The sequence below is a fragment of the Burkholderia sp. 3C genome, assembly GCF_054589155.1.
The window spans coordinates 20587-23422 of the sequence record NZ_BAAILN010000090.1 but is presented as its reverse complement, the minus strand read 5'-3'; the positions used below and the strand labels follow the sequence as shown (position 1 = coordinate 23422).

Here is a 2836-nt window from a genome sequence, read left to right as displayed (position 1 = left end):
CCCCGCGTTCGCGGCCGGAATCGGCCCGGTCACGGCCGGCCGCGCCGACGTATTCGTTCGGCGCGGCGGTGCGCGAGATCCTGCGAAGCCGCGGCTTTCTCGCGATGTCGCTGGTCAACGTGGTGTTCTACGCGATCTACATGCAGCTCGAGCTGACGCTGCCGCTGCACGCGAACCAGCAGTACGGGACGGCCGCCTCGGGCCTGATCTTCACGATCAACGCAGTGGTCATCATCGCGCTGCAGTTGCCGCTCACTCAGTGGCTCGCGCGGCGCTGGTCCGCGCACGCGATGCTGGCGGCGGGCTTCGCGATCGTGGGCGCGAGTTTCGCCGGCTTCGCCGGCCTGCCTGGGCCGCTGTGGTTCGGCCTGATGATCGCCGTCTATACGATCGGCGAAATGATCATCGACCCGACCATCGATGTGACGGCCAACCGTTCGATCCCGCGCCAGTACGCCGGCACCGTGTTCGGCATGCTTGGCCTGACCGCGCTGCTCGGCTCGCTGCTGGGTGGCACGCTCGGCGGCGAATACTATGCGCGGCTCGCGAGCAAGTCGCTCTACTGGAGCGGCTACGCGGCCCTCTCGCTGGCCGCCTGCGTGGCGCTCGGCTGGGCCGCGCGGCGCCGGCATCCGGCCTTCTCGCGGCAGTCCGATGGCGCCGTCTGACGAGCGCGCGCGCCGAGGCCGACTCCCGTCCGACACGCCGTGACATCGGGTCCGCGCAAGCGGCCCGAGAACGCCCTTTCCTTCTCAAGCGAATTACCTCGATGCCGCACCGGAGCGCGACGATGAATGCCTTTGAAGCCACAATGAGTCGGTTCGATCATCTTCACAACTTTGGCCAATGCCTGCGTCACTGGGCAGCCGTCAAGCCGTACGACACCGCGTTCCGGTTCCTGACCGACGGTGTCGTCGAGGCACCGCAACTAAGCTTCGCCGAACTCGACCGGCGCGCCACCGCGATCGCCGCCCGCCTCGCGCGCGAATGCCCGAGCGGCGGGCCCGTGCTGCTGCTCTATCGGCCCGGGCTCGACTTCATCGCCGCGTTCTTCGGCTGCCTCTACGCGGGCTGCGCGGCTGTGCCGGCTTATCCGCCGTCGGGTCGCGCCACGCGACGCAACCGGCTCACGGCGATCATCGCCGATTGCGGCGCTGGCGCGATCCTGACCAGCGACGATCTGGTCGAGGCGATCAGCGAAGAGATCGCGCAGGCCGACGTGCCGTCGCGCGCGAGCGTGATCGGCACCGACGCGCTGCTGGCCGCGCCGGGCGAGGTATCCGACGCCGAAGGGGCCTTGCTGCCCGCCAGCCATCTGGCGTTCCTGCAATACACCTCGGGCTCCACCGGCCGCCCCAAGGGCGTGCGCGTCACGCACCGCAACCTGCTCGCCAACGAGCGCGCGATCCGCGAGGGCTTCCGCCACGGTCCGGACACGGTGTTCGTCGGCTGGTGCCCGCTGTATCACGACATGGGCCTGATCGGCAACGTGCTGCAGCCCGTCTATCTCGGCATCCCGTCGGTGCTGATGTCGCCGCTCGAGTTCCTGCAGCAGCCGCTCAAGTGGCTGCGCGCGATCTCGACCTACGGGGCCACCACCAGCGGCGGCCCGAACTTCGCCTACGAACTCTGCGCGACGCGCATCGCCGAGGCCGACAAGGCCGGGCTCGATCTGTCCTCGTGGCGCGTCGCGTTCAACGGCGCCGAACCGATCCGCGCCTCGACGCTCGACAAGTTCGCGACGGCGTTCGCCGACTACGGCTTCGATGCGGGCGCGATGTTCCCGTGCTACGGGATGGCCGAGACCACGCTGTTCGTGTCGGGCGCCGTGCCCGGTGCCGGCGCGCTCACGCGCCGCGTCGACGCGCTCGCGCTGCAGGCCGGGCGCTGCGTCGACGCGGTCGACGGGCAGCCTGCCGCCGAGCTGGTGAGTTCGGGGCGCGTGGGCGGCGACCAGCAGGTGCGCATCGTCGATCCGCACGGCCTGCGCGTGAGCGGCCCCGGGGAGATCGGCGAGATCTGGGTGCGCGGCGGCAGCGTCGCCGACGGCTACTGGAACCGCGAGGACGACACGCGCGCCCAGTTCGACGCCCGCATCGCCGGGGAGGACTCGCCGCCGTTCCTGCGCACCGGCGATCTCGGCCTGCTCGACGGCGGCGAACTCTACGTGACGGGCCGGCTCAAGGAGCTGATCATCATCCGCGGGCGCAACCACTATCCGACCGACATCGAGCAGACCGTCGAGCAGAGCAGCGCCGACTTCCGCGCCGGCTGCGGCGCGGCATTCGCGATCGACGGCGAGGACGGCGAGCGCCTGGTGGTGGTACAGGAGATCCAGCGCGCCGTGCGCAAATCGCTCGACGCCGAGGAGGCCGGGCGGCGTGCCGCCGCCGCGGTGGCGGCCGCGCACGGCATCCCGCTTCACGAGTTGGTGCTGGTGCAGGCCGGCGTGGTGCCCAAGACGTCAAGCGGCAAGAACCAGCGCACGCTGGTGCGCCAGCACTACCTGAACGGCGAGCTGCCGGTGCTCGCGCGCGCGCGGCCGGGGGCGGGCGCCGAGGCCCCCGCGGCGGCGATGCCGGCCGCGCCGCTCGTGCCGGTCGACAGCGTCGAGGCATTGAGCGAGCGCGTGATCGCCGCGATGCTCGGCGCGGCGGGCGCGGCGCGCCCCGAGGCACGGGCCGCCTCCGCGCTCGCGCTCGGCCTCGATTCCCTCGCGCTCGTCGATCTGCAGACCCGCCTGGCGCGCGAGTTCGGCGTGGCAGCGGCACTCGACGAACTGATGGACGACCGGCCCGTGGCGGAACTCGCGCGCGAGCTGGCCGCACGTGCGCTC

General features: G+C 71.5%; 2 protein-coding genes. Both read left to right on the top strand.

From position 1 onward, the window contains the following. Window positions 1-668, top strand: a 668-nt coding sequence (locus tag ACYP33_RS15750; protein ID WP_459622763.1) for an MFS transporter, incomplete at its 5' end; no start/stop codon positions are given. Window positions 669-811: 143 nt separating this feature from the next. Then, window positions 812-2836: AMP-binding protein (locus tag ACYP33_RS15745; RefSeq protein ID WP_459622762.1), on the top strand; the 2025-nt coding region annotated here is incomplete at its 3' end.